The 24635-nt window shown below is 63.5% G+C and carries 27 protein-coding genes; 11 read left to right on the top strand and 16 right to left on the bottom strand.

What is annotated here, in order from left to right; genetic code table 11:
• Window positions 1–137: 137 nt before the first annotated feature.
• From QD280_RS09320 to zapE, 6 genes are all read right to left on the bottom strand, one after another.
• The gene (locus QD280_RS09320; protein ID WP_279839125.1) at window positions 138–872 is read right to left on the bottom strand and encodes a cytochrome c1; all 735 of its coding nucleotides are present in this window, start codon (window positions 870–872) and stop codon (window positions 138–140) included.
• A gap of 74 nt (window positions 873–946) precedes the next feature.
• Entirely contained in the window at window positions 947–2209 is a 1263-nt protein-coding gene (locus tag QD280_RS09315) for a cytochrome bc complex cytochrome b subunit (protein WP_107335416.1), read from the bottom strand.
• Window positions 2209–2805 (bottom strand): ubiquinol-cytochrome c reductase iron-sulfur subunit, encoded by a 597-nt coding sequence (gene petA, locus QD280_RS09310; protein WP_043332520.1) that lies wholly within the window; start codon window positions 2803–2805, stop codon window positions 2209–2211. The genes QD280_RS09315 and petA overlap by 1 nt, the downstream gene beginning before the upstream one ends.
• A 217-nt stretch (window positions 2806–3022) precedes the next feature.
• A complete protein-coding gene (gene rpsI / locus QD280_RS09305; protein WP_043332522.1) occupies window positions 3023–3412 on the bottom strand; it encodes a 30S ribosomal protein S9 in 390 nt (129 codons plus the stop codon).
• Between the two features lie 13 nt (window positions 3413–3425).
• Window positions 3426–3854, bottom strand: coding sequence for a 50S ribosomal protein L13 (gene rplM, locus QD280_RS09300; protein ID WP_043332524.1), 429 nt, complete (start codon window positions 3852–3854; stop codon window positions 3426–3428).
• Window positions 3855–4105: 251 nt separating this feature from the next.
• Window positions 4106–5263 carry a cell division protein ZapE gene (gene zapE / locus QD280_RS09295; RefSeq protein WP_043332526.1) on the bottom strand — a complete coding sequence of 386 codons (1158 nt, stop codon included), beginning with the start codon at window positions 5261–5263 and terminating at the stop codon, window positions 4106–4108.
• A gap of 554 nt (window positions 5264–5817) precedes the next feature.
• On the opposite strand from zapE, the gene QD280_RS09290 reads away from it, so the two are divergent.
• Entirely contained in the window at window positions 5818–6270 is a 453-nt protein-coding gene (locus tag QD280_RS09290) for a DUF1043 family protein (protein ID WP_279839018.1), read from the top strand.
• 88 nt (window positions 6271–6358) lie between these two features.
• Here QD280_RS09290 and QD280_RS09285 read toward each other — a convergent pair whose 3' ends face one another.
• A complete protein-coding gene (locus QD280_RS09285) occupies window positions 6359–7126 on the bottom strand; it encodes a Nif3-like dinuclear metal center hexameric protein (protein WP_279831685.1) in 768 nt (255 codons plus the stop codon).
• Between the two features lie 186 nt (window positions 7127–7312).
• Here QD280_RS09285 and QD280_RS09280 point away from each other — a divergent pair, with 186 nt between their 5' ends.
• Entirely contained in the window at window positions 7313–8629 is a 1317-nt protein-coding gene (locus tag QD280_RS09280; protein WP_192838345.1) for a Do family serine endopeptidase, read from the top strand.
• A 134-nt stretch (window positions 8630–8763) separates the two neighbouring features.
• Here QD280_RS09280 and hisD read toward each other — a convergent pair whose 3' ends face one another.
• The 9 genes from hisD to QD280_RS09235 form a co-directional block, all read right to left on the bottom strand.
• Window positions 8764–10068, bottom strand: coding sequence for a histidinol dehydrogenase (gene hisD / locus QD280_RS09275; protein WP_107335420.1), 1305 nt, complete (start codon window positions 10066–10068; stop codon window positions 8764–8766).
• A 215-nt stretch (window positions 10069–10283) separates the two neighbouring features.
• On the bottom strand, window positions 10284–10928 hold the full coding sequence (gene hisG / locus QD280_RS09270) for an ATP phosphoribosyltransferase (protein WP_043332537.1): 645 nt from the start codon (window positions 10926–10928) through the stop codon (window positions 10284–10286).
• A gap of 83 nt (window positions 10929–11011) precedes the next feature.
• Window positions 11012–12277, bottom strand: a complete 1266-nt coding sequence (gene murA, locus QD280_RS09265) for a UDP-N-acetylglucosamine 1-carboxyvinyltransferase (RefSeq protein WP_043332539.1) — start codon at window positions 12275–12277, stop codon at window positions 11012–11014.
• A 12-nt stretch (window positions 12278–12289) separates the two neighbouring features.
• On the bottom strand, window positions 12290–12544 hold the full coding sequence (locus tag QD280_RS09260; protein WP_043332541.1) for a BolA/IbaG family iron-sulfur metabolism protein: 255 nt from the start codon (window positions 12542–12544) through the stop codon (window positions 12290–12292).
• A 223-nt stretch (window positions 12545–12767) separates the two neighbouring features.
• A complete protein-coding gene (locus QD280_RS09255; RefSeq protein ID WP_279839015.1) occupies window positions 12768–13139 on the bottom strand; it encodes an STAS domain-containing protein in 372 nt (123 codons plus the stop codon).
• 14 nt (window positions 13140–13153) lie between these two features.
• On the bottom strand, window positions 13154–13816 hold the full coding sequence (locus tag QD280_RS09250; protein ID WP_043332543.1) for an ABC transporter substrate-binding protein: 663 nt from the start codon (window positions 13814–13816) through the stop codon (window positions 13154–13156).
• Between the two features lie 139 nt (window positions 13817–13955).
• Window positions 13956–14420, bottom strand: coding sequence for an outer membrane lipid asymmetry maintenance protein MlaD (gene mlaD / locus QD280_RS09245; protein ID WP_043332545.1), 465 nt, complete (start codon window positions 14418–14420; stop codon window positions 13956–13958).
• A complete protein-coding gene (mlaE, locus tag QD280_RS09240) occupies window positions 14420–15220 on the bottom strand; it encodes a lipid asymmetry maintenance ABC transporter permease subunit MlaE (RefSeq protein ID WP_043332547.1) in 801 nt (266 codons plus the stop codon). Before mlaE ends, mlaD begins: the two co-directional genes overlap by 1 nt.
• On the bottom strand, window positions 15217–16137 hold the full coding sequence (locus QD280_RS09235; RefSeq protein ID WP_279839013.1) for an ABC transporter ATP-binding protein: 921 nt from the start codon (window positions 16135–16137) through the stop codon (window positions 15217–15219). The genes mlaE and QD280_RS09235 overlap by 4 nt, the downstream gene beginning before the upstream one ends.
• A gap of 315 nt (window positions 16138–16452) precedes the next feature.
• Here QD280_RS09235 and QD280_RS09230 point away from each other — a divergent pair, with 315 nt between their 5' ends.
• From QD280_RS09230 to QD280_RS09190, 9 genes are all read left to right on the top strand, one after another.
• A complete protein-coding gene (locus QD280_RS09230; RefSeq protein ID WP_043332549.1) occupies window positions 16453–17397 on the top strand; it encodes a calcium/sodium antiporter in 945 nt (314 codons plus the stop codon).
• A gap of 99 nt (window positions 17398–17496) precedes the next feature.
• A complete protein-coding gene (locus QD280_RS09225) occupies window positions 17497–18564 on the top strand; it encodes a KpsF/GutQ family sugar-phosphate isomerase (RefSeq protein WP_215823915.1) in 1068 nt (355 codons plus the stop codon).
• 126 nt (window positions 18565–18690) lie between these two features.
• Window positions 18691–19260 (top strand): HAD hydrolase family protein, encoded by a 570-nt coding sequence (locus QD280_RS09220; RefSeq protein ID WP_279831699.1) that lies wholly within the window; start codon window positions 18691–18693, stop codon window positions 19258–19260.
• Window positions 19260–19943, top strand: a complete 684-nt coding sequence (gene lptC / locus QD280_RS09215; protein WP_279839010.1) for an LPS export ABC transporter periplasmic protein LptC — start codon at window positions 19260–19262, stop codon at window positions 19941–19943. The genes QD280_RS09220 and lptC overlap by 1 nt, the downstream gene beginning before the upstream one ends.
• Before the next feature lie 108 nt (window positions 19944–20051).
• On the top strand, window positions 20052–20630 hold the full coding sequence (gene lptA / locus QD280_RS09210; protein ID WP_225347607.1) for a lipopolysaccharide transport periplasmic protein LptA: 579 nt from the start codon (window positions 20052–20054) through the stop codon (window positions 20628–20630).
• Window positions 20631–20633: 3 nt separating this feature from the next.
• Complete coding sequence (lptB, locus tag QD280_RS09205; protein ID WP_279839008.1) at window positions 20634–21374, top strand: LPS export ABC transporter ATP-binding protein; 741 nt, start codon at window positions 20634–20636, stop codon at window positions 21372–21374.
• Window positions 21375–21607: 233 nt separating this feature from the next.
• Complete coding sequence (locus tag QD280_RS09200; RefSeq protein ID WP_192838341.1) at window positions 21608–23056, top strand: RNA polymerase factor sigma-54; 1449 nt, start codon at window positions 21608–21610, stop codon at window positions 23054–23056.
• A gap of 660 nt (window positions 23057–23716) precedes the next feature.
• Window positions 23717–24025, top strand: coding sequence for a ribosome-associated translation inhibitor RaiA (gene raiA, locus QD280_RS09195; protein WP_043332555.1), 309 nt, complete (start codon window positions 23717–23719; stop codon window positions 24023–24025).
• Window positions 24026–24034: 9 nt separating this feature from the next.
• Entirely contained in the window at window positions 24035–24505 is a 471-nt protein-coding gene (locus tag QD280_RS09190; protein ID WP_043332557.1) for a PTS sugar transporter subunit IIA, read from the top strand.
• Window positions 24506–24635 lie beyond the last annotated feature (130 nt).

Genomic DNA, 24635 nt, shown 5'->3' with positions numbered 1-24635 from the left:
TGCCCTTGTCACAACAGGCCCTGCCAGAGGGTCAGCCTGCGCCACCTCAAGGCGACGCAAGCGGGCGCGCGACTGATCAGCCGCGCGCCCGTCACTGCCGGCTCGCCATTATCACTGAGACCCCGCCCCGGGGGCCATCAATGAATGTCGCGCCAGTATTCCTTCTTGAGAAGATACGCCAGCAAGGTAAAGATCAGAATGAATATTAACACCTTGGGGGCCATGCTCTCAGCCTTGAGTCGCGAAGGCTCGCCGACATAGGCCAGAAAATTGGTCAGATCCCACATCGCTTGATCAAACTCCCCTGCCGTCATGCTGCCAGGCTGGGTGATCTCTAGAATATCACAGGACGCATAACGCCCCGTGTCGGGATCGATCTCCGCCCCCGCTACCGCCAGGTCACTCTGCCCACAGACCTTTTCCTGCACGCCCTGCAGCGACTCCAGCACATGTGGCATGCCGACCTGGGGGAAGACCGCATTGTTCACGCCCCACGGACGTGACGCATCGCGATAGAAGCTCTTCAGATAGGTGTAGATCCAGTCTGTGCCGCGCAGACGCGCCTCGAGCGACAGATCCGGTGGCGGCGTGCCGAACCAGCCGGCCGCGTCTTCTTTCTGCATGCCCGTGCGCATGGTGTCATTGATCTTGAGCGCTGGCGAGAGAATCAGATATTGCTCGACCAGGTCCTCGGGCATCCCCAGGTCCTCTGCGGCACGCGAGTAACGCTGATACTGCAGGCTATGACAGCCGAGACAGTAATTGGTGTAAAGCTGCATGCCTCGCTGCAGCGAGGGCTGATCATGCAGATCCGGCTCCATCGTCTCCAGCGGCACCGCGCTGCTCGCCGCGCTCACCATGCCCGACCCCATCAGGCTCACTACGGCCAGCAACCCTGCTGCCAGCCCGCGTTCGAGCCACTTCCTTGACCCACCCATCAGCGCGCTCATCGGCCCGTCACCCTGTCAGGCACCGCTCGCGTCGTCTCGAAGCGCGTATACAGCGGCATCAATATGAAGAAGGCGAAATATGCCACGGTCGCCAGCTGCGCGATGATCGTGCGCTCCTGCGTGGGCGGCATCACCCCCAGCACGCCCAGCGTCACGAAACTGACCACGAAGATGACGATGGCGATACGCGACAACCAGCCCTTGTAGCGGATCGAGCGCACCGCCGAGCGATCCAGCCACGGCAGCACGAACAGGATGGCGATCGCCAGCCCCATGACCACCACGCCCCAGAACTTGGCATCCACGCCGAACAGCGGATAATTGACCGCGCGCAACATGGCGTAGAACGGCGTGAAGTACCACACCGGCGCGATGTGCTCGGGCGTCTTGAGCGAATTGGCCGGCTCGAAGTTCGGCGTTTCCAGGAAGTAGCCGCCGCCTTCGGGGAAGTAGAAGATCACCGCACAGAACACGAACAGGAAGACGCCGACACCAACGAGGTCCTTCACCGTGTAATAGGGATGGAACGGAATGCCATCCAGCGGCTGCCCCGCCTCATCCTTCCTGTCCTTGATCTCGATGCCATCGGGGTTGTTCGAGCCCACCTCGTGCAGTGCTACCAGATGCAGCACCACCAGCCCGACGATCACCAGCGGCAAGGCGATGACATGCAGCGCAAAGAAGCGGTTCAGGGTGATTCCCGAGATCAGGTAGTCGCCACGAATCATCTGCGCCAGATCTGCCCCGATGACCGGAATCGCCGTGAACAGCGAGATGATCACCTGCGCACCCCAGTAGGACATCTGCCCCCAGGGTAGCAGATAGCCCATGAAGGCCTCGGCCATCAGCGCCAGATAGATGCACATGCCGAAGATCCATACCAGCTCGCGAGGCGCACGGTAGGAGCCATACAGCAGGCCACGGAACATGTGCAGATAGATGACCACGAAGAAGGCCGAGGCGCCGGTGGAATGCATGTAGCGGATCAGCCAGCCGTACTCCACATCGCGCATGATGTACTCGATGGAGGCAAAGGCCTCCTCGGCACTCGGCGTATAGCTCATCGTCAGCCAGATGCCGGTCAATATCTGATTGACCAGCACCAGCAAGGCCAGCGAGCCGAAGAAGTAGAAGAAGTTGAAGTTCTTCGGCGCGTAGTAGCCGGTCAGATGGTCCTGCAGAAACTGGGTGGCCGGCAGGCGGTCATCGATCCAGCGCATGATGCCGCGTGGCGCCTTGGCACGGTTTGGATTCCCCATCAGGCAGCCTCCTCGTCGACACCCACCACCAGCACCTGCTCACTCTCGTAGCGATGCGGCGGCACTTCCAGATTCGAAGGCGCCGGCACTCCGGTGAAGACTCGCCCGGCGAGATCGAACTTGGACCCATGACAGGCACACAGATAGCCGCCCGGCCAGTCCGCGCCGAGGTCCGCCGCGCCGATCTCGGGACGATAGCCAGGCGAGCAGCCCAGGTGCGTGCAGATACCCACCAACACCACATATTCCGGCTTGATGGAGCGCAGCACGGCATCGACATAAGGGGGCTGCTGGGGACGCAGTGACTCGGGGTCCTGCAGCTCTGCGGGGGGGATGGCGCGGATATCGGCGATCATCTCGGGGGTGCGACGCACCACCCACACCGGTTTGCCGCGCCATTCGATGGTCATCTGCTGGCCGGGTGCCAGCCGCGAGATATCCGCCGTGACAGGCGCGCCTGCCGCACGGGCACGCGCACTTGGCTGCCAGGACGCCAGGAAGGGCGTTGCGATACCGACCACCCCTACCGCCCCGACCACGGTGGTTGCGCTGACGAGGAAGCGGCGTCGCCCTCGGTTCACAGCTTGATCTGACATTTTATTGTTATCTCCCAAACACTACCGCTTGATGCTGGGCCATCCACTTGCCGAGCACTTGATGCTTGCTTGTATTAAAGGGCAAGAACAGAGCGCTCACAACTCAAGAAAGCCACCTTGACCAAAGCCGCTTTCGTCAATCGTGCAGCGAGACCGCAAAAAAAACGTCCAGCACCCTTGCGGGCACTGGACGTTCTTGTGGTCGACGCGAGTTCTCTTAACGCTTGGAGAACTGCGGACGACGACGGGCCTTGCGCAGGCCGACTTTCTTACGCTCGACTTCACGGGCGTCACGAGTGACGTAACCGGCGGCGCGGAGGGCCGGACGGAAGTCTTCGTTGTAAGCCATCAGGGCACGAGTGATGCCGTGACGGATAGCGCCGGCTTGAGCAGAACCACCACCACCAGCAACAGTGACGTAGACGTCGAACTGTTCGGTAGTTTCGGTCAGCTCGAGCGGCTGACGGACAACCATGCGGCCTGTCACACGACCGAAGTAGTCGTTCAGGTCACGCTGGTTGACGGTGATTTTGCCGGTGCCCGGCTTCAGGAAGACGCGCGCGGTAGAAGTCTTGCGGCGCCCGGTACCGTAGTGCTGCTGTGTCATGGCGATGCTTCCCTCAGATGTTCAGTTCTTGCGGCTGCTGCGCAGCGTGCGGATGCTCGGAGCCAGCATAGACTTTCAGCTTGGACTGCATGGCACGACCCAGCGGGCCCTTCGGCAGCATGCCCTTGACAGCCAGTTCGATCACGCGCTCAGGCTTGTGCTCGATCATCTGGTTGAAGTTCATGGAGCGCAGGCCGCCCGGGTAACCGGTGTGACGGTAGTAGGTCTTGGCTTCTGCCTTGCGACCTGTCACAGCGACTTTCTCGGCATTGATGACGACGATGTAATCGCCAGTATCAACGTGCGGAGTGTACTCGGCTTTATGCTTGCCGCGCAGGCGACGAGCAATTTCGGTAGCCATACGGCCCAGCGTCTTGCCGGCTGCGTCGACGACGAACCAGTCACGCTGGACGGACTGCGGCTTAGCAGTAAACGTCTTCATGGATGAATCACCTATAGTCGGGTCTTGCACTTGTGTGCGCGACCAATCCCTATTTTTCTTGGTTGTCCGACGTCTGGCAGCGAGCGGCGTGCTGCTTGCGCAGTCACTGACCTCTCATCTCCAGACTGCCCTCGCCCATCAGGAGTGAATGACTCAGGATGGCTCGAGAACCGGTCAACAGTTCGAGCGAGCGCGCATTGTACATGTCATGCCCGCCTACCACAAAGGCTATTTTGCCCTTGCCGCAGGTCTCACGGCTTGTGCGGCAGCGCGAGATACTCACGCGATTGCATTTCCTGCAGACGTGACAGCGTGCGCTGGAATTCGAAATCCAGGTTGCCGCCGGTATAGAGGTCCTCGACGGGCGTCGCGGCGCTCATCAGCAGCTTGACGCCACGGTCATAGAACTCATCGACCATGTTGATGAAACGACGCACCTGGTCGTCGCTGTCGCGCCCCATCTGCGGCACCTCGGATACCAGCACGGTGTGGAACTCACGCGCCAGCTCGATGTAGTCATTCTGGCTACGCGGGCCATCACACAGCTCATCGAAGTGGAACCACACCACGTCTTCATGGCGACGCAGGGCGTGCAGCACGCGATGATTGATGCTCAAGCCTTCATCGGCATGGCCTTCGGCACCGGCGATGGAGCGGAATTCCCGCGCCAGCCGCGCGGCACTGTCGTCGCCCAGCGGGCTATGGAAGAGCTCGGCGTGCTCCAGCGCGCGCAGGCGGTAGTCGATGCCGGAATCGACATTGACCACCGTGCAGTGACGCTTGACCAGGTCGATCGCCGGCAGGAAGCGCGCCCGCTGCAGGCCGTCCTTGTAGAGATCATCCGGCACGATATTGGAGGTCGCGACCAGCACCACACCCTGCTTGAACAGCTCTTCGAACAGGGTGGCGAGAATCATCGCATCGGTGATGTCCTTGACGAAGAATTCGTCAAAGCAGATCACGCGCGCCTCGACGGCGAACTTGGCCGCCACCAGAGTCAGCGGGTTCTTCTCGCCCTTGTAGTGGCCGAGTTCATTGTGGACACGCTGCATGAAGCGGTGGAAGTGCGTGCGCATCTTGTCGGCAAACGGCAGGCTCTCGTAGAAGGTATCGACGAGATAGGTCTTGCCACGTCCCACGCCGCCCCAGAAGTAGAGGCCCATGATCTCGGGCGCTTCATCGACAGGCGCCGTGCGTGACGGCTTGCCGAACAGACGACGCACCTTGGAGCCCAGCCCGCCGCCACCCGTCGCGTCGGACACCTTGTCGGGCGTCTGGCGCGGCGTGCGCACGAGGTCGTCGTAGAGACGCTGCAGATGGCGGACCGCATCTTCCTGGGCGGCATCGTAGGCAAAGTCATCACGCTTGAGGTCTGCCTGGTACTTCTCGAGAGGCGTCGGTGCTGGCATTGAGAAACCCGCTGCAGGTCAGGCGCCACGCACTGGCGCACGCCTGACATGAAAGGAACAAGATCACGCCTGACCCGACACGGCGGGCAGGCAAGGACGAAATTGCGCGGCATTATACGCCTTGATGGCCACTTTACCCACTCACCGACCAGCAATCGGCTGCGCGACGTGGCTTTCGCCGCGCGCATTGCTCGCAAGGCGTGAGCTGGCATCCGCCCACACCCCGCCGGCTGCGCCGACAGGCGACCAAGGTCGCGCGCCGCGTGAATTGACGCATCGCTGCACCACACCGATATAATGGCGCGTGGACGCTTTTGAAACGCAAGCGGCACGAAAGACCGGATCACGAAAGACCGAGCCACGAAAGACCGAGCAAAGAAAGAGACACGCAAGACTGACGCAAGAAGGACAGCGGCAAGCGGCGCTGACCTGCTGGACACCAGACCGATCCCGAGATCGGCGTGATGGAACATCATTGAATACCGGCATCGTATCTCAGCGCTACCATGCCCCAGCGGTGACGATCACCGCAGTCGTGACACAAGGAGAGCGACGTGAACGAGAGCAACATTGACTGGATCCTGGCCATTGCCTGTTTTCTGGCTGGCATCGGTATCGGCGCCTTGTGCTACCACCTGCTGAATGCCAACGTGGCCCGCAACCAGAAGACCCGCCAGAAGCTGGCTGAGCGCGAGCTGGAGCTGACCCAGTTCCGCGATGCCCTCAACGACCACTTTTCCAAGGCCAGCGACCTGACCGACCAGATCCAGCGCGCCGGCAATGAGCTGCGCCAGCATCTGGCCACTGGCGCCACCGCGCTGTGCGATGACAGCCAGCTCAAGCGCCGCCTGCTGGACACTGACACCACGCCGGACGACAGCGAGACCGACAAGGTCGACCTGCCGCGTGATTACGCCGACAACCGTGGCACCCTGTCAGAGGACTTCGGCCTCAAGCCGCAACCGAGTGAAGGCAAGACACCGGCTACCAACCCGCCGCGTATCTGATCGCCCTGCTGTCGTGAACCTCTCACGGCATCTGAAAACGACAACGGCCACCTCTCGAGGTGGCCGTTGTCGTTTCCGGCATCAGATGTCACGCCGGGTTGTCGATATCCACAAAGCGATGCTCCACACCATGCTCGGTCGCCAGCCACTCGCCGAGGGCCCGCACACCGTCACGCTCGGTCGCATGATGACCCGCCGCAAAGTAGGTCACTCCCTCTTCGCGGGCGCTATGGGTGGTGCGCTCGGAAATCTCGCCCGAGAGGAAGGCATCGACGCCGGCTTCGATGGCCAGGCCGATATAGTCCTGAGCGCCGCCGGTGCACCAGGCAATGCGCTTGATGGGGCGATCATGGCCGGCCACGACCAGCACCTCACGCCCGAGACGCCGGCTGAACTCGGCCCCCAGCGCGGTGCTGTCCAGCCCCTCCACCTCAGCGGCCAGACGCCCGACATGCACCAGGCCACGCCCGGGCACGCCATCCAGACAACCTTCACTGATCAGCCCCAGACGCTCGGCCAGCTGGGCATTGTTGCCAAGTGTCGGATGCGCATCCAACGGCAGGTGATAGGCCGCCAGATTGATGTCATTGGCCAGCAAGGTCTTGAGGCGCCGACGCTTCATGCCGGTGATCTGGGCCGGCTCGTTCTTCCAGAAGTAGCCGTGATGCACCAGCACCAGGTCGGCCTGCCAGGCGAGCGCCTCATCGAGCAGCGCCTGACTGGCCGTCACGCCGGTCATCACGCGGCGCACCTCACGGCGCCCCTCCACCTGCAAGCCATTGACGGTATAGTCCTTGAAGGCCTGCGCCTCCAGACAGCCATCCAGCGCCTTCATCAGCGTGTCACGATCAGCCATTGGGCCTCCAGCAGTCAGAGTCATCGAGTGTTACACTGGCGAGCATTGTAACGGCGCATCGGCGCCATGTAAGCGTGTCGCGCCTTGACCGGGGCCATCCCTTCGCGTGGCACGTGGATCTTCAGGCTTTTCATCTTCATGTCCGCAGCATCGCGTCGGTGCGCGGACTTTTTATCAGGAAATCCGATGCCCCGTTCTCTTCGCAGCACACTGCTCCCGCTACTGTGGCCCGTCGTCACCGGCGTCCTGCTGGCCGTCGTCGTGCTGGACCGCTTTCCGACGCTGGGCCTGGGCGAGCCCGCCCCGCAGCAGAACGAGCAGGCAGGCAACACCCCCTACCCGAGCCCGTCACAGAACCCTGCCGCCAATCAGCAGGTGCTGCCGCCTCCGAGCCTGACGCTGTCAGCGGCGCAGCGCGAGGAGTCGGCAGACCCGGTACTACGTGAAGCACCGCCGCTGCAGCGCAACAGCGGCCCGGCCAGCTATCAGGCCGCGGTGGACGCCGCCGCACCGGCGGTGGTCAACATCTACTCCTCGCGCGAGATCAAGGACGACAGCAAGCATCCGCTGATGTCCGATCCCTTCTTCAACCAGTTCTACGGGGAAGACGCCCTGCGCAGCCAGCGCATGCTGTCGAGCCTGGGCTCCGGCGTCATTCTCTCCAGTGACGGCTATATCCTGACCAACAACCACGTCATCCAGGGCGCCGACCAGATTCAGGTCGCCCTGCGCGATGGCCGCGAGACATTCGCCAAGGTCGTGGGTGTGGACCCGGAATCCGACCTCGCGGCGCTCAAGATCGACCTCGACAACCTGCCCACCGTGGCGATCGCCGATTCCACCCAGGTCCACGTCGGCGATGTCTCGCTGGCGATCGGCAACCCCTTCGGGGTCGGCCAGACGGTCACCATGGGCATCATCTCGGCCACCGGACGCAACCATCTTGGCCTGAACGCCTATGAAGACTTCATCCAGACCGATGCCGCGATCAACCCCGGCAACTCCGGCGGCGCGCTGATCAACACCGACGGCTCACTGGTCGGCATCAATACCGCCATCTATTCGCGCTCCGGCGGCTCGCAGGGCATCGGCTTCGCCATCCCCGCCAACCTGGCGCGCGACATCCTCGAATCGCTGGTCGACCACGGCCGCGTGATTCGGGGCTGGCTGGGACTGGAGGTACAGGAGCTGACACCGTCGCTGGCGCACTCCTTCGGCCTGAGCGCCCCGCAAGGCGTGGTGGTGGCCGCCGTGCTGCGTAACGGCCCTGCCGCGCGCGCCGGCCTGCGCCCGGGCGATATCCTGACCGCCATCGGCGGCAAGCGCCTGCTGGATGCTCGCCTGGCCATGGCCGACATCGCCGCCGTCAAACCCGGCAATGCGCTGGAGTTGCGCCTGCTGCGTGACGGCAAGACGCTGGACATCGACGTCAAGGTCGGCGAGCGCCCGATTCCCGACAACACGGCGGCGGCCGTCGAGCCGTCCCTGCAGGACAAGGGCTGAAGCGGGGTCTCGGCGTGACGCCTTGAGCAGAACACCCGCCCCATGATGACAAAAGCCCCGCGACGGAGTCCGTCGCGGGGCTTTTTTTACTGACAAGACAAGGCTCAGCCTCAGTCTCAGTTTCTGGCTCAGGCTCAGTCGAGAATGCGATTCTCGGCACTGCGCGCGTGCGCCGTCAGCGACTCGCCACGTGCCAGTACCGAGGCGGTACGCCCAAGCACTGACGCGCCCTCTGGCGAGCACTGGATCAGCGAGGAGCGCTTCTGGAAGTCATAGACGCCCAGCGGCGAGGAGAAGCGCGCGGTGCCGGAGGTCGGCAGCACGTGATTCGGCCCGGCGCAGTAATCACCCAGCGCCTCGGAGGTGTGCGAGCCCATGAAGATGGCGCCGGCGTGACGCACGCCCTCGACCCACTCCTCGGGATTCGCCACCGAGAGCTCCAGGTGCTCCGGCGCGATGCGGTTGGTCAGCTCCAGTGCCTGCTCCGGTCCGCTGACGCGAATCAGGGCGCCGCGCTCACGCAGCGAGGTCAGGATGATCTCGGCACGCTCCATGGTCGGCGCCAGACGCTCGATGGAGGCCTCGACGGCGGCCAGGTGCTCGTCATCCCACCCGATCAGGATCGCCTGGGCATCTTCGTCGTGCTCGGCCTGGGAGAACAGGTCCATCGCCAGCCAGTCCGGGTCGGTCACGCCATCGCTGACCACCAGAATCTCGGACGGCCCGGCGATCATGTCGATACCGACCTGACCGAACACCGCACGCTTGGCAGTCGCCACGTAGATGTTGCCGGGGCCGACGATCTTGTCGACGCGCGGCACGGTCTCGGTGCCATAGGCCAGTGCCGCCACGGCCTGGGCGCCGCCGATGGTGAAGACACGATCGATACCCGCCAGGTGCGCCGCGGCCAGCACCAGCTCATTGACCACGCCGTCCGGCGTCGGCACGACCATGATGATCTCGCGCACGCCCGCGACATGCGCCGGAATCGCGTTCATCAGCACGGAAGACGGATAGGCCGCCTTGCCGCCCGGCACGTAGATCCCGGCGCGGTCCAGCGGCGTGACCTTCTGGCCCAGCAGGCTGCCGTGCTCGTCCTTGAAGGACCAGCTTTCCGGCTTCTGATGCTCGTGATAGACACGCACACGCTCGGCAGCCACGGCCAGCGCCTCGCGCTGATCCGCCGGCAGGTCGGCATAGGCCTGGGCCAGACGCTCGGCACCGATGACCAGCTCGGCCATGCTCGAGACATTCAGGCGGTCGAAGCGGTTGGAGAACTCCACCAGCGCCGCATCGCCTTCCTGCTTGACGCGCGCGAGGATGTCGGTGACACGATGCTGAACCTCGGCATCGGACACGCCCTCCCATGACAGCAAGCGGTCCAGGCGGGCAGTAAAATCGGTATCACGGCTATCAAGCCGGTTGATCAAGGTATCCATGCGAACCTCTTTTCTCATTGCTTGGCAGAGAAGGCTGAACCGGACGGGCTCCGTCCAGCGCCTGCCCGCATCATCTTGATAAGCATCGTGATGAACATCTTGATGAGCATCGTGACGAGCAGGGGCGGCAGCTGGCGTTTCGAGAGTCATCTTCTGCCACGGTCATCTATGCGACCTTGGGTATCCATCGGGTCGATGCCGACAGCGCGCGGCCATCACGCCTCGCGGCGGGCTTCCACGGCCTGACGCAGGCGATCGATCAGCGGCTTGAGGCGATCGTGCTTCATGGTCATGGCGGCCTTGTTGACCACCAGACGCGTGCTGATGTCGGTGATCAGCTCGCGCGGCTCCATGCCATTGGCGCGCAGGGTGTTGCCGGTGTCGACGATATCGACGATCTCGTCGGCCAGATTCATCAGCGGGGCCAGTTCCATCGCGCCGTAGAGCTTGATGACTTCGGCCTGGATGCCCTGCTCGGCGTAATAGCGACGCGCGACATCGACGAACTTGGTCGCGACACGGCGGCGAGCGCCCTGCTGCTGCTGACCGACGACACCGGCGGTCATCAGGCGGCACTTGGCGATTTCCAGGTCCAGCGGCTCGTACAGGCCTTCGGCACCATGCTCGAGCAGCACGTCCTTGCCGGCGATACCGAGATCGGCGGCGCCCAGCTGCACGTAGGTCGGCACGTCGGTGGCACGGATGATGACCAGCTTGACGTCCGGCAGATTGGTATCGAAGAGCAGCTTGCGGCTCTTGTCGAGATCTTCCAGCGGCTCGATGCCAGCGTCAGCCAGCAGCGGCAGGGTTTCCTTGAGGATACGCCCCTTGGAGAGGGCGACGACCAGTTGCTTGCTCATGGGGTATTCGCCCGTGCTTGTACGTAGGAATTCGGCACGCGCTGCCGCTCAATCAAGGCCGGCAGCGCGAGGTGGGGCACTGATCAGCCGGCGGAGCGACGGATGATCACGTTCAGCCCGGACAGCTTCTCTTCGATGCACTCGTAACCGCGGTCGATGTGATAGATGCGGTCGACCATGGTCTCGCCGTCGGCGACGATCGCCGCGATCACCAGAGAGGCAGAGGCGCGCAGGTCCGTCGCCATCACCGGCGCACCGGACAGGCGCTCGGTGCCGGTCACGACTGCGGTGTTGCCCTCGAGGGCGATGTGGGCGCCCATGCGGTTGAGCTCCTGCACGTGCATGAAGCGGTTCTCGAAGATGGTCTCGATCACGGTGCTGGTGCCTTCCGCGACCGCATTCATCGCCACGAACTGGGCCTGCATATCGGTGGGGAATGCCGGGTACGGCGCCGTGCGGATATTGACCGCCTTCGGGCGCTTGCCGTGCATGTCAAGCTCGATCCAGTCATCACCGGTGGTGATGGTGGCGCCGGCTTCTTCCAGCTTGGCCAGTACGGCATCCAGGGTGTCTGCACGCGTACGCGTGACACGCACCTTACCGCGCGAGGCGGCCGCCGCGACCAGGAAGGTGCCGGTCTCGATGCGGTCCGGCATGACGGAGTATTCACAGCCGTGCAGCTTCTCGACACCGTCGATGACGATGGTGTCGGAGCCCTGGCCCGTGATCCTGGCGCCCATGGCGATCAGACACTCGGCCAGATCGACGACTTCCGGCTCACGCGCAGCGTTTTCCAGCACGGTGCGGCCATCGGCCAGGGTCGCGGCCATCAGCAGGTTCTCGGTGCCGGTGACGGTCACGACGTCGAAGACGATGCGCGCGCCCTTCAAGCGGCCACCCGGCGCCTTGGCGCGGATGTAGCCATTCTCGACCGTGATCTCGGCCCCCATCGCCTCCAGGCCACGGATGTGCAGATCCACCGGACGCGAGCCGATGGCGCAGCCACCCGGCAGCGAGACTTCGGCGCTGCCGAAGTGCGCCAGCAGCGGGCCCAGCACCAGAATCGAGGCACGCATCTTCTTGACCAGGTCATAGGGCGCGTGACAATGCTCGACCTTGGAGCCATCCAGCTGCACGGTCATGTTGTCGCCCATCACCGGCTCGACGCCCATGCGCCCGAGCAGCTCGAGGCTGGTCGTGATGTCCTGCAGATGCGGCAGGTTGCTGATGGTCACGGGACCTTCCGACAGCAGCGTGGCTGCCAGAATGGGCAGTGCCGAATTCTTGGCGCCGCTGGCCCAGACTTCCCCGTTGACCGGCCCGTTGCCAGTGATGATCAGCTTATCCATGAAATGTTCCGGTCAACCCTGAGCGTTGCCGGCGGCAGCTTCGAACTGCGCCGGGGTATAGGTACGAATGCTGATGGCATGCAGCGCGCCAGAGCGGATCTCGTCATTGAGTGCGGAGTAGACCAGCTGCTGGGCCTTGACGCGGCTCAGCTCGGCAAAGACATCCCCCACGGCGACGACCTGGAAATTGCAGCCCTCACCCTGGATATGAAAATCGACGTTCTCGATACGAGCCTCGAGCAGGGCCTTGACATCATTCGGTTGCATGACGGGCGGTGACTCCTTCGCGGTACATGTCGGGATCGTGGCAGGGAATCCTTGCGCGACGATCGATGCGATATGACCGCACATGGTAATCAAAAGCGCGCGGGAACGCGATTGGCAGTCAATCGCTGCCTCCACGTTGCCGCGCGCATGAATGGCGATACGGACAAGCCTCGAGCCTCCAGCAGAGCGGTGCGGCCTGACAGACGGTCAGGCCGCCGCTGACTCAGGACGTCTCGAGTGACAGCGGGGGCTCGGCGCTGATCTCGGCGACATTCAGCCCCGGCAGCAGGTTTTCCAGTCCGGAGACTGCCGCCAGTCGGCTCAATGCAGGAGACAACGCGAGGTGAGCGACATGCCCACCGTGCTCCGCCAGATGGCGCTGCCACTCGAGCAGCACGCTCAGGGTGGCGGTACTGGCGCTATCCACGCCGCACAGATCGATGGAAACCCCATCCTCGCGGCGCCCCAGCCATTTCCTGCCGTAATCCGCCAGCTCTGCGGCATTGTCGAAATCCGGCTGGCCACTCAGGCTCAGCCGTGCGTCACCGGTTTCCAGCGTGACGCCCTCGCGATCGAAGAGAGTTTTCATGGTCATGGCGACGACAGGGCTCAGCTGTTGCCCTGATCCCCCTCACCCTTCTCGAGGTCGACATCCGGCTGCCAGCCCTTGATGACGGCGTCGATGTCGCGGCCGTTGTCACGCATGGCCTGATCGAACTGGTTGCGGAAGGTCAGGCCAAGGTTGACGCCGTTGACGATCACGTTGACCACCTTCCACTCGTCGTTGCGCAGACGCATGGAATAGGCCACCGGGTAGACCTTGCCCTTGGTATCGACCACGTCCATGTAGACGGTGTCCTGGTCTTCATAGCGACGCTCGCCTTCGCTGTCCTTCACGTCCAGCCTGGCGTAATCGAAGCTCACCAGACCCTTGGCGTAGGTGCCGATCAGGGTGTCATGGAAGACCTTGGAGAATTCGGTGCGCTGCTCAGGAGAGGCGCCCTTGAAGTACTTGCCCATCACGCTGGCGGCGATGTAGCGATAATCCACCACCGGCTTCAGCGCGGAATCCACCAGGGTTTCCAGCTCGTCGACGTTGTCCTTGTAGTAGCTCTCGCGGCTATCGATCTTGGTGGTCAGGCCCTCGACCGTGTCGCGCAGCAGCACGTCCGGCTCCTGCGGGGCGGCCATGGCCAGCGGGCTCAGCGCCATCAGCGCGGACAGGCTCAGCACGCTCAACGGACGAATCAGCTTCTTGAGGCTAGAGGTCATCAGGGTTGCTCCTTGAAAATGTGCATCGTGCTCGAACGTGAAACCGCAGGCACCGAGTCAGGCCTTTCGGTGCATCACACGCGTGCGCCGGGTGCCTGCACTTGGATGAACAGCGCATCGAGAATCAACGCTTCGAGAATCAGCTCTTCGAAAAATTGGACACGAACTGCTGGATCAACTCTTCCAGCACCAGTGCAGACTGGGTATCGCGAATGGTATCGCCGTCCTCCAGCACGTCCGGGTCTCCCCCGGTGCTCAGGCCGATGTACTGCTCGCCCAGCAGGCCGGACGTCAGGATGGCGGCGGTGGTGTCCTTGCTCAGCTTGCCACGCAGGCTGCTGTCGAGCTTCATCGTGACACGGGCGTCAAACCACTTCGGGTCCAGCTCGATCTTCTCGACGCTGCCGACGGCAACACCTGCCATCGTGACCTTTGACCGCGCCTTGAGGCTTCCGATCCCTGAGAAGTTGGCATTGAGCACGAAGGTGTCATCGGCCTGCTGGAACGTGACGCCGCTGACACGCAGCCCCAGGAAGACCATTCCCAGGAAACCAGCGAGTATGAACAGGCCCACGCCGAACTCGAGCATGCGGGTACGTTTCATCAAATCTCTCCGAACATGACGGCCGTGAGGACAAAGTCGAGTCCCAGCACCGCCAAAGATGAATAAACCACGGTACGTGTGGTGGCGCGCGAAATGCCTTCCGAGGTCGGGATCAGGTCATAGCCCTGGAAGACGGCGATCCAGCTGACCACCAGCCCGAAGACCAGTGACTTGATGACGCCGTTCATGACATCACCGATGAAATCGACGTTCGACTGCATGCTGCTCCAGTAGGCGCCCTCGTAGATGCCCAGCCAGTCGACCCCCACCAGCTTGCCGCCCCAGATGCCGACGACACTGAAGCCGATGGTCAGCAGCGGCAGCGAGACGAAACCGGCCCACAGGCGCGGCGCGACGATGCGCTTGAGAGGATCGACACCGATCATCTCCATGCTGGTCAACTGCTCGGTCGCCTTCATCAGGCCGATCTCCGCCGTCAGCGCCGACCCCGCGCGCCCGGCAAACAGCAAGGCCGCGACCACAGGCGCCAGCTCGCGCAGCAGTGACAGCGACACCATCTGCCCCAGCGCCTCCTCGGCGCCGAAACCGACCAGAATGGTATAGCCCTGCAGCGCCAGCACCATGCCGATGAACAGCCCCGAGACCAGCACGATGGCCAGCGACAGCACACCGACGAAGTGCATCTGTCGCACCCACAGGCCGATGCCCTCACGGGACGGAATACCGATGCCGGCCTGCACCAGCAGCATGCCGGCACGCCCGATAGCCGCGATCACATCGATACTGCTGCGGCCCAGTGACGTGATGGCCCCGAGCGGGCCACGATTCAGACCACTCATGACTCTCTCCTGCGGGTTGCCGATTCGCGACCATCGAGAATGTCGCCGGCGAAGTCCGGGGCGGGATAATGGAAGGGCACCGGGCCATCCGGCTTGCCGTGGATGAACTGGGCCACGCGCGGGTCCGATTCGGCGTTCAGCGCCTCGGGGGTGCCCTGCGCCATCACCTTGCCATCGGCGATCACATAGACGTAATCGGCGATGGTCAGCGTTTCCTTGATGTCGTGCGAGACCACCAGCGCCGTCATGCCCAGCGCATCATTGAGGCGCCGGATCAGATTGACCAGCACGCCCATCGAGATGGGGTCCTGCCCGGCAAAGGGCTCGTCGTACATGATGAGGTCCGGGTCCAGCGCGATGGCTCGCGCCAGTGCGACACGCCGCGTCATGCCGCCGGAGAGTTCAGCCGGCATCAATTCACGCGCGCCGCGCAGCCCGACGGACTCGAGCTTGATCAGCACGATGTCACGAATCATCGCATCGGGGAGGTCGGTGTGGACGCGCAGCGGGAAGGCGACGTTCTCGAACACGCTCAGGTCGGAGAACAGGGCACCGCTCTGAAACAGCATGCCCATGCGACGGCGCATGCGAAACAGCTCGCGCCGCGACAGGCCATGCACGTGCAAGCCGGCGATCTCGACGCGCCCCGCCGAGGGCGTCAACTGACCGCCGATCAACTTGAGCAGTGTCGTCTTGCCGGTACCGGAAGGCCCCATGATGGCGGTTATCTTGCCGCGCGGGATCTTGAGGTCGATGCCGGAGAATATCTCGCGTTCTCCACGGGTGAACCGCAGGCCTTCAACACGAATCAGGGCATCATCGAGATTGATCTCGCCTGCCGCGCCGGGTGAAGAAGCCTGCGCATCCTGGCCGTCCGCACCCGTCCGGGTTGCGGTCTGACCGGGCAAATCAGTCATAGAAGCATCCGCTGTGAGGGACCTTCGCCGTGACGAGCCACACGCTGTCGGCTCGTGAACAGGTCGAATGTCCGAGTCATGGGATCCAAGGATCAAGTTAGTTAGCGAACATCGTATCCGAACCCACCCCTGTGCCGCCAGTCTCATCAAGGCAACAGAGCCGTGCCGCGGGTGGTGATGCGCTCAACAATGCGCTCGGCAACACGCTCGACAATGGGAACATGGCCGCTGTCTTGCAAAGGATTGGGGGGATGCGTTTAATGGCGCGGTTCCCGGCGATACGCCACCGCCCTGCCCCCTGCCCCGAGAGTTCTGATGCTATATCCCATCCTTGCAGTCGTCATCGGCCTGATTGGTCTTGTCTGGAGTGCTGATCGCTTCGTCGAAGGAGCCGCGGCCACTGCGTGGCGCGCCGGGATGAGCAAACTGCTGATCGGGATGACGATCGTCTCCGTCGGCACCTCTGCCCCCGAGATCGTCGTCTCCATCATGGCCTCTCTTGATGGCACTCCGGATATCGCGACCGGCAATGCGCTGGGCTCCAACATCGCCAATATCGGCCTGGTGCTCGGCGTCACGGCGTTGATCGCCCCGATTCCGGTGCATTTCGGGCTGGTGCGCCGCGAGCTTCCGCTGCTGCTGGCGGCCACGGCGCTGGGCGGTTATGCGCTGTCCAACAGCGGGCTCGAGCGTCTCGATGGCATCCTGCTGCTGGCCCTGCTGGTCTTCACGCTGGTGTGGCTGTTCAAGGTCGATTCGCCGAGCGAGGCGGAAAGCCAGGATGACGTGCCCGAGATGAGCACCGGACGCGCCATCTTCTGGCTGCTGGTCGGGCTGGCGGTGCTGATCGCCAGCTCGCGTGCGCTGGTGTGGGGAGCGACCGACATCGCCCAGGCACTCGGCGTGCCGGAATTGATCATCGGCCTGACCGTGATCGCCATCGGCACCAGCCTGCCGGAACTGGCCGCCAGCGTGGCCAGCGCCCTCAAGCGCCATCACGACATCGCCATCGGCAACGTCATCGGTTCCAACCTGTTCAACATCCTCGCCGTGCTGCCCGTGCCGGGCCTGCTGGCGCCGGGCCCGGTGGATGGCAGCGCCATCAGCCGTGACTATCCGGTGATGCTGGGGCTGACGCTGCTGCTGGCCGCGCTGCTCATCTGGCAGCGCCGTGGGCGCATCGGCCGCGGCCCAGGTGTTATCCTGCTCGCCTGCTATCTGGCCTACACGGCCTGGCTTGCCATCAGCCTGACTCGCTGACGGCAGCGTCTTCATCATCGTTTGCCACGCCGCCGCGCGGGATGACACGCCCTTTCCGCGCGGTTTGAGCCCTGGCCAACCACAGGCAACAATTCGATCATGACCGAGCCTTCCAGCACCCCGCACGCCACCGCGCCTGGCGCCTCTGCTTCAAGTCAGACCGCCGCCAGCCAGTCCGCCGCCGATGAGACTCCGGCCAGCCAGGCGGATTTTCGCGCCAGCGCCCGCCGTACCTTCGCCATTGAGGAAGCGGCCATCGCCGCGCTCGAAAGCCATCTCGATGACGACTTCGACCGCGCCTGTCAGCTGATGCTGGCCACCAAGGGCCGCGTCATCGTGACCGGCATGGGCAAATCCGGCCATGTCGCCAGCAAGATCGCCGCCACCCTGGCCAGCACCGGCACGCCGGCCTTCTTCGTCCATCCCGGTGAAGCCAGCCATGGCGATCTGGGCATGATCACGCCGGCCGATGTGGTGCTGGCGCTGTCCAACTCCGGGGAGACCGCCGAGGTCACGGCGCTGCTGCCGCTATTGAAGCGCATGGGCACCCCGCTGGTCTCGATGACCGGCAAGCCCGGCTCGACCCTGGCGCGTGACGCCGAGGCGCATCTGGACACCAGCGTCGCCCAGGAAGCCTGCCCGCTGAATCTGGCACCCACCGCCTCGACCACCGCTGCGCTGGTGATGGGCGACGCCCTGGCGGTGGCACTGCTGGAGGCGCGCGGCTTCACTGCCGAGGAATTCGCGCTTTCCCACCCGGGTGGCAGCCTGGGCCGACGCCTGCTGCTGCGGGTCCAGGACGTGATGCACCATGGCGACGCCCTGCCGCGCGTGGCACTCGGCAGCCCGCTGCGCGATGCGCTGCTCGAGATCACGCGCCAAGGCATGGGCTTCACCTGCGTGATCGATGATGACGACCACCTGGTCGGCGTCTATACCGATGGTGACCTGCGCCGCACCCTCGACCAGCACGGCGATCTGCGCGCGCTGAAGGTCGATGATGTCATGACCCGCGGCGGCAAGACCGTGCGCGCCAGCATGCTGGCCGCCGAAGCGGTGCGCATCATGGAAGAAAACCGCATCAGCGTTCTGGTAGTCTGTGACGAGGATGAGCACCCCATCGGAGCCATCCATATGCACGGCCTGCTGGCCAGCGGCGTGATCTGAACTCCCGCGGGCGTTCGCTGTCTCTGTTCGACGGCAGATCGTCCCGGCAAGACGCTACCGCTCTACGCCCATCAGCGCCGTTCACAGGACAGCGTCAAGCATGCACGGAGTGCGAGGAGAAAGACCATGAGCGACACGAATTCCCTGAGCGAAGAATATCCGCAGGACATCATCGACCGCGCACGCCGCGTGCGTCTGCTGGCGCTGGATGTCGATGGCGTGCTCACCGACAACCGCCTGCACTACGATGCCAACGGTGTCGAGACCAAGTCCTTCCATGTCCAGGATGGCCATGGCCTCAAGCTGGTGCTGCGCAGTGGCGTTCGCGTCGCGCTGATCACCGGCCGCAGCTCGCCGATGGTCGAGCGTCGCGCCAAGGAACTGGGCATTCAGGATGTCATCCAGGGCCGTGAAGACAAGCTGGTCGCGCTGACCGACCTGTGCCGCGAGCACGGGATCGCGCTGGAAGAAGTCGCCTATTGTGGCGATGACCTGCCGGACCGCGAGGCCATTCGTCGTGTCGGTCTCGGCGTCAGCGTGCCCAACGCCATGGCCTACGTGATGAGCGAGGCCAACTGGGTCACCTCACGCCAGGGCGGCGATGGCGCCGTGCGCGAGCTCTGTGATCTGCTGCTCAAGGCACAGGGCCACTGGGCCTCGGTGCTGGACACCTACCTGCAGGAGTCGCGTCCCTGATGTTACGTCTGCCCCGCCCTTCTCCGCGTCTCTGGCTGATGCTGCTGTTGCTGCTCGTCGGTGGCGTGCTGGCGCTGATCGAGCAGCGCAACAGCCTGGAATCGACCGTCAATGTCGAGGTCGACAGCAGTGAGCCGGATTACTATCTCGACGGGGCAGACATGACACGCTTCGATGCGCGCGGCGTGGCGATCCAGTCCATGACCTCGCCGCATATCGAGCACACGCCAGGCGATGACGTGACCCGGGCGCAGACCCCGAAGATTCGCACCAACGACAGTGAAGACCGCCGCTGGTATGCCACGGGTGACAGTGGCGTGTTGAGCGCCGGCGGCGACACCTTCACCCTCGAGGGCAATGCCAGACTGCGCCAGCCCGATGACCGCTGGACCCTGGATACCGATGTCCTGCACTACAGCCGTGATCAGAATCGCGCCTGGAGTGACGTGCCGGTCGTGATCACCCAGAATGGCCAGCATGTCGAAAGCGACAGCTTCAGCGCCGACCTCTCCCGGGATTCCGCCGTGCTGCAGGGCCGCGTTCGCAGCGTCCTGCAACCCGGCACGGGCCAGAGCGAGGCCAGCAAGGAAGCTGAGCGCATCGACTCGGGCGCCGACAGCACCACTACCGATGATGGGCGCGTCAACAGCACCTTCGAGGCAGCGCCTGCCAGCGGTGAATGAACCCGCCGGGCTGGCCGTCACGCCATGACCCGCGCCGCAACACCTTCTTCTCTGCCGCTCGATGGCATCATTGCTCGGGCGGCGACCCCGTCATGCCAAGGAGCCACCATGACTTCCACGACTCGCAAGCCCTTGACGGCCTGTCGCCAGACCCTCAACAGCGGTGTCATGGCGCTCTGCCTGGCACTGGGCATGTCCACCTTCGCCCCTGCCGCCATGGCGCTGGACAGCGATGCCAGCCAGCCGATCAACATCGCCGCGGACGCCCTGTCGCTCGATGACAAGGCCGGTACCGCCACCTACACCGGCCAGGTGGAAATGCGCCAGGGCAGCATGAAACTCGATGCCAGCCGCGTCGATATCAGCCGCGCCGGCAGCGGCGAGATCTCGCTGGTCAAGGCCACCGGCAAGCGTGCCTACCTGGAACAGCAGCCCGCGCCCGACGAGAAGCTGGTCAAGGGCTGGGCCGACACCATCCGCTACCATGCGCTGGAGCGCCGCGTGGAGCTGGTCGGCAACGCGCGTCTCGAGAAAGGCGATGACACCTTCGAAGGCGGCTACGTGGAGTACTTCCTCGACAAGCGCCAGGTGAACGCCAACAACAGCAAGACGGCACAGCAGACCGAAGGCGGTCGCGTGCACATGACTCTGACGCCGCGCGGCGCCAATGCCAGCAAGGAAAACTGAGTCATGACTGCTGCTACTCCGCGTACGCTGAGCGCTCGCCATCTGGCCAAGGCCTACAAGGGCCGCAAGGTGGTCAAGGACATCTCGCTGGAGATCCGCCAGGGCGACATCGTCGGCCTGCTGGGCCCCAATGGCGCCGGCAAGACGACCTCGTTCTACATGATCGTCGGGCTGGTGCGCGCCGATGCCGGCAACGTCTCCATCGATGACCAGGACCTCTCCGCTGCCGCCATGCATCAGCGTGCACGCGCCGGCATCGGCTATCTGCCGCAGGAGGCGTCGATCTTCCGCAAGCTGTCGGTGGCCGACAACATCATGGCGATCCTGGAGACCCGCAAGGACCTGGATCGCAATGGCCGCAAGGCACGCCTTGAAGAGTTGCTCGAGGAATTCAGCATCACGCACATCCGCGCCAGCGCCGGCATGAGCCTGTCCGGCGGCGAGCGTCGACGGGTCGAGATCGCCCGGGCGCTTGCCACCGAGCCGGACTTCGTACTGCTCGATGAGCCCTTCGCCGGCGTCGACCCCATCTCGGTGGGCGAGATCAAGAGCATCGTGCGCCAACTGCGCGATCGTGGCATCGGCGTGCTGATCACCGACCACAACGTGCGCGAGACACTCGATATCTGTGACACCGCCTATATCGTCGGCGATGGCCAGATCATCGCCCACGGTGATGCGGACTCCATCCTGGCCAACCAGCAGGTGCGCGACGTCTACCTGGGCCACGAGTTCACGCTCTAGGGTCAGCGGCTGCGCTGAGCCCACCGGAGGCGAAAGCTTCGAAAGCCGCTGCGTGATTTTATCGCGTAGCGGCTTTTTCATGTCTGACATCAGACGCATGCATGACGTCCATACCACCTTGGTGGAAACATGGCATGCAAGTTGCTTGAATATTCACGACAACCTCTTGTCAGTGCCCCGAGTCACGGTATAGCGTAGTAAGCACGTTCCTTTGCCGTGAATTGACTGACTCCATGAAACCCACCCTGCAACTCCGCCTCGGCACCTCGCTGACCATGACGCCGCAGCTCCAGCAAGCGATCCAGCTGCTGCAGCTGTCGACGCTCGACCTGCGTCAGGAGATTCAGCAAGCCCTCGAGTCCAACCCCATGTTGGAGCTCGACGAGGACTACGAGTCGCTGGATGTCGTCGAGACACAGGATTCGAGCGAGATCTCCACTGCCGACTCCTCGAGCGAGATTCCCGAGGAATACCCCCTCGACAGTGACTGGTCGGACCTCTACCAGGACCACGCCGGTAGCCTGACCAGCTCCGGCAGTGGCAGCGGGAGCGAAGAAGGGCCGGACTTCGATCGCAATACCAGCGTCGAGAGCCTGCAGGACCACCTGCGCTGGCAGCTGGCGATGACCGACCTCGATGGCCGTGAACGCCAGATGGCGGAGAGCCTGATCGATGCCGTCGACGGTGCCGGCTATCTGAGCCTGTCTCTCGATGAGCTGGTCGATGGCCTGCGTGGCCAGGGCCTGCCCGGCCTCAAGGCCTCCGAGCTCGAGCAGGTATTGCTGCGTCTGCAGCAGTTCGACCCGACCGGCGTCTTTGCCCGTGATCTGCGCGAATGCCTGCTGCTGCAACTGGCGCTGCTGCCGGATGATCTGCCGCTGCTGGCGCAGGCGCGCCGCCTGGTACGCCAATTCCTCGAGGCACTGGGCAACGATGATCGCAAGCTGCTCAAGCGGCGCCTGAGCCTTGACGATGACGAGCTGGACCACGTCATTCGCCTGGTACGTGCGCTCGATCCGCGTCCGGCATCCGCCTGGGGCGAGCCCGCCAGCGATTACGTGATCCCTGATCTGCTGGTGCGCCATACCCGGCATGGCTGGCAGGTCGAGCTCAACCCGGAAGCGCTGCCCAAGCTGCGCATCCAGCCGGAATACGCCGCACTGATCAAGCGTGCCGACAAGTCCGCCGACAACACCTTCCTCAAGGACAACCTGCAGGAAGCGCGCTGGCTGATGAAGAGCCTGTCATCACGCAATGACACCCTGCTCAAGGTCGGCCGCGAGATCATGGCACGCCAGATCGACTTCCTCGAGCAAGGCGAGGAAGGCATGAAGCCGCTGATTCTGGCCAACATCGCCGAAGTGGTCGAGATGCACGAATCGACCATCTCGCGGGTCACGACCCAGAAGTACATCCACACCCCGCGCGGCGTCTTCGAGCTCAAGTTCTTCTTCTCGAGCCAGGTCGGTGGCAGCGGCAATGGCGACGCCCACTCAAGCACCGCCATTCGTGCCCGCATCCGCAAGCTGATCGCGGAAGAGCCGGCCCGCAAGCCTCTCTCCGACTCGCGGCTGGTCGATCTGCTCGCCAGCGATGGCATCGAGGTCGCACGCCGTACCGTGGCCAAGTATCGCGAAGCGATGGGCATCCCCTCCTCCAGCGAGCGCAAGCGTCTGGCCTGACCCGTCACCTGCGGCTGCCATGCCCTGCTTTCACCTCCACAATGGCAGCCGCCGCCAACCTCAAGCGCTGGATTTTCCGCTCATCAGCCTCTGACTTCGCGGGCAGCGGTACGCCTGTCGCGTTCCCTGTCATCCCGGCAACCGCTCGCCAATTGCCCGTCATGGCACATGACGGCGCGCAGGATGACGGTAAAAAACCGCCGTTACGGCAGCGTCATTCACCGTCAATCGCATGTTTTTAAAGTCACTTTTGCGCGTATTGCACCTGGATGACACCCGGTGAACCTCCCGGAACGCCGCTTGCTCCACGCAATCGGAGCGCCTGAAAGGTGACGTACATGCAGGGATTGGCGACGAAAACCCGCCTTCTTGCGCGTCTTTCACGCACCACCCATCAGACGTGCCCTTGAAGTCCACTCCGATACCCCTCACTGAGTTGAAGACAAGCACTGAGCCACGATGCAGCGCAGCGTTGATCTTTGCGCAAAGCTTGGGCATTGTCGGTACAGACGCTCACGACATCTGACGCCACTGGCAAGGGTGCGAAAACATCGCCAGACGGTGGCCGTCAAGCCTGTTGCAGAGCGTCCGATCAGGGTTTGCTCGTAGTCAAAAAGGGTTACAATTGAATGGCAACCCGCTGGATAAAGGAGCGTGTCCATGCAAGTGAATATCACCGGGCATCATGTGGAACTTACCGATCCTCTCCGCGATTACGTCAACGAGAAGCTCGCTCGCCTCGAACGGCATTACGACAACATCACCAATGTTCAGGTGACACTGTCGATCGAGAAGGAGCGCCAGCAGGCTGCCTGCACCTTGCACGCGGCAGGCGCTGACCTCCACGCCCTGGCAGAAGACCCCAACATGTACGCTGCCATCGACGCGCTCGCCGACAAGCTGGATCGCCAGCTGGTCAAACACAAGGAAAAGTCCCAGGCTCGCTCTCAGGGCACCGGGACCCGTTGACCTTCAGCCATGACACTTGATCAGATCCTTCCCCCCGAGCGCACGCTTTACGGTGTCCCCGGGGGGAGCAAGAAGCGGGTGCTTGAATTCTTCAGCACCTTCATCGCACAGAACATTCCCAGCCTGGATAGCCAGGAAGTCTTCTCGCGCCTGATCGGGCGCGAAAGACTGGGGTCGACCGGCATTGGCCACGGCGTGGCCGTGCCCCATGCACGCAGCCCGCATTGCAAGACGCCAATCGCTGCGTTTCTGAAGCTCGGTGAACCCATCGACTTCGATGCCATCGACGGAGAACCCATCGATCTGCTGTTCGTGCTGCTGGTGCCTGAGGAAGCGGATGAGACCCATCTGACGCTGCTCGGGCAGGTCGCGGAATTGCTCAATTCCCCGACCAATCGCTCGGCCCTGCGCCAGGCAGACAGCCAGCGTGCACTCTTTGAGGCATTGACCCAAGCCATCGCCGAATTACCGGCGCGCTGAATGACAGGCCCGGACATCGTCCGGGCTTTCGTCTTGCTGGCCTTCCATCGGCCGACGTACAGCGCACTGATAGCGGGCAGCCTTCTGCCCCACCCCTGCATTCTTTCGACGTTGACCTCGCCCTTGGAGA

It is taken from the genome of Cobetia sp. 1AS1 (genome assembly GCF_029846435.1).
Taxonomy (GTDB): Bacteria; Pseudomonadota; Gammaproteobacteria; order Pseudomonadales; family Halomonadaceae; genus Cobetia; species Cobetia amphilecti.
The sequence above is the reverse complement of the archived record's forward strand: the minus strand, read 5'-3'. Positions and strand labels throughout refer to the sequence as shown.

Bases quoted from the DNA above. Each gene is read 5' to 3' on its own strand.
- zapE (WP_043332526.1), bottom strand. From the start codon at position 5,263: ATGCCAGCACCGACGCCTCTCGAGAAGTACCAGGCAGACCTCAAGCGT.
- hisD (WP_107335420.1), bottom strand. From the start codon at position 10,068: ATGGATACCTTGATCAACCGGCTTGATAGCCGTGATACCGATTTTACT.
- murA (WP_043332539.1), bottom strand. From the start codon at position 12,277: ATGGATAAGCTGATCATCACTGGCAACGGGCCGGTCAACGGGGAAGTC.
- QD280_RS09280 (WP_192838345.1), top strand. From the start codon at position 7,313: ATGCCCCGTTCTCTTCGCAGCACACTGCTCCCGCTACTGTGGCCCGTC.
- QD280_RS09315 (WP_107335416.1), bottom strand. From the start codon at position 2,209: ATGGGGAATCCAAACCGTGCCAAGGCGCCACGCGGCATCATGCGCTGG.
- QD280_RS09250 (WP_043332543.1), bottom strand. From the start codon at position 13,816: ATGACCTCTAGCCTCAAGAAGCTGATTCGTCCGTTGAGCGTGCTGAGC.
- petA (WP_043332520.1), bottom strand. From the start codon at position 2,805: ATGTCAGATCAAGCTGTGAACCGAGGGCGACGCCGCTTCCTCGTCAGC.
- QD280_RS09285 (WP_279831685.1), bottom strand. From the start codon at position 7,126: ATGGCTGATCGTGACACGCTGATGAAGGCGCTGGATGGCTGTCTGGAG.
- QD280_RS09190 (WP_043332557.1), top strand. From the start codon at position 24,035: ATGACACTTGATCAGATCCTTCCCCCCGAGCGCACGCTTTACGGTGTC.
- QD280_RS09225 (WP_215823915.1), top strand. From the start codon at position 17,497: ATGACCGAGCCTTCCAGCACCCCGCACGCCACCGCGCCTGGCGCCTCT.
- rplM (WP_043332524.1), bottom strand. From the start codon at position 3,854: ATGAAGACGTTTACTGCTAAGCCGCAGTCCGTCCAGCGTGACTGGTTC.
- QD280_RS09200 (WP_192838341.1), top strand. From the start codon at position 21,608: ATGAAACCCACCCTGCAACTCCGCCTCGGCACCTCGCTGACCATGACG.
- raiA (WP_043332555.1), top strand. From the start codon at position 23,717: ATGCAAGTGAATATCACCGGGCATCATGTGGAACTTACCGATCCTCTC.
- mlaD (WP_043332545.1), bottom strand. From the start codon at position 14,420: ATGAAACGTACCCGCATGCTCGAGTTCGGCGTGGGCCTGTTCATACTC.
- lptA (WP_225347607.1), top strand. From the start codon at position 20,052: ATGACTTCCACGACTCGCAAGCCCTTGACGGCCTGTCGCCAGACCCTC.
- hisG (WP_043332537.1), bottom strand. From the start codon at position 10,928: ATGAGCAAGCAACTGGTCGTCGCCCTCTCCAAGGGGCGTATCCTCAAG.
- QD280_RS09255 (WP_279839015.1), bottom strand. From the start codon at position 13,139: ATGACCATGAAAACTCTCTTCGATCGCGAGGGCGTCACGCTGGAAACC.
- mlaE (WP_043332547.1), bottom strand. From the start codon at position 15,220: ATGAGTGGTCTGAATCGTGGCCCGCTCGGGGCCATCACGTCACTGGGC.
- QD280_RS09220 (WP_279831699.1), top strand. From the start codon at position 18,691: ATGAGCGACACGAATTCCCTGAGCGAAGAATATCCGCAGGACATCATC.
- QD280_RS09260 (WP_043332541.1), bottom strand. From the start codon at position 12,544: ATGCAACCGAATGATGTCAAGGCCCTGCTCGAGGCTCGTATCGAGAAC.
- QD280_RS09235 (WP_279839013.1), bottom strand. From the start codon at position 16,137: ATGACTGATTTGCCCGGTCAGACCGCAACCCGGACGGGTGCGGACGGC.
- QD280_RS09230 (WP_043332549.1), top strand. From the start codon at position 16,453: ATGCTATATCCCATCCTTGCAGTCGTCATCGGCCTGATTGGTCTTGTC.
- rpsI (WP_043332522.1), bottom strand. From the start codon at position 3,412: ATGACACAGCAGCACTACGGTACCGGGCGCCGCAAGACTTCTACCGCG.
- lptB (WP_279839008.1), top strand. From the start codon at position 20,634: ATGACTGCTGCTACTCCGCGTACGCTGAGCGCTCGCCATCTGGCCAAG.
- lptC (WP_279839010.1), top strand. From the start codon at position 19,260: ATGTTACGTCTGCCCCGCCCTTCTCCGCGTCTCTGGCTGATGCTGCTG.
- QD280_RS09320 (WP_279839125.1), bottom strand. From the start codon at position 872: ATGGGGTCGGGCATGGTGAGCGCGGCGAGCAGCGCGGTGCCGCTGGAG.